Annotated in this window: 1 pseudogene; it reads left to right on the top strand. The window is 53.9% G+C overall.

Going from position 1 to position 540, the window contains the following annotated elements:
* Positions 1–60: 60 nt before the first annotated feature.
* Positions 61–540 (top strand): annotated as a pseudogene (locus V8352_RS21935) (ammonium transporter); the annotation flags it as partial.

The following is a 540-nucleotide window of genomic DNA, read 5'->3' as shown; positions in this document are numbered from 1 at the left end:
CGAAAATATGTCTGAAGGCAGCCGCAAGAGCTTGCAGACACGTCATAGGGAGATGAGACAGTGGACGGTAACCTCAATGCACTCACGACCATTTTCACCGAGTTCTACTACTGGGTGACGGTCGTTTTCATGTTCCTCATTCATGTAGGTTTCTGCATGTATGAGGTGGGCGCCAGCCGACGGCGCAATCATATGCACACCCTGATGAAGAACATCATGATCATTCCTCTGGTCACGGTCACGTTCTTCTTCTTTGGCTGGTGGATCTATTGGGCTTTCCCCAACTTTTACATTTTTGGCGGATCCATCGACTGGGAGGCGGGTGCCGCAAACACGCCTTGGTCGTCCAACATGGGCACCAACCTCGAGGATCGCATTACCGGCGTCTTCTGGGCGGCGTTCCTGCTCTTTTCGTGGACGGCAGCCTCGATCGTATCGGGGTCGGTGATCGAGCGTATTCGCTCCTCGGCTCTTTGGGTGCATGCTGTTTTGATCGGATCGGTTTTCTGGATCATCGACGCGGCATGGGGCTGGCACTAT

Origin of the sequence: Roseovarius sp. D0-M9 (assembly GCF_037083805.1) — a bacterium.
Taxonomy (GTDB): domain Bacteria; phylum Pseudomonadota; class Alphaproteobacteria; order Rhodobacterales; family Rhodobacteraceae; genus Roseovarius.
The sequence above is the reverse complement of the archived record's forward strand: the minus strand, read 5'-3'. Positions and strand labels throughout refer to the sequence as shown.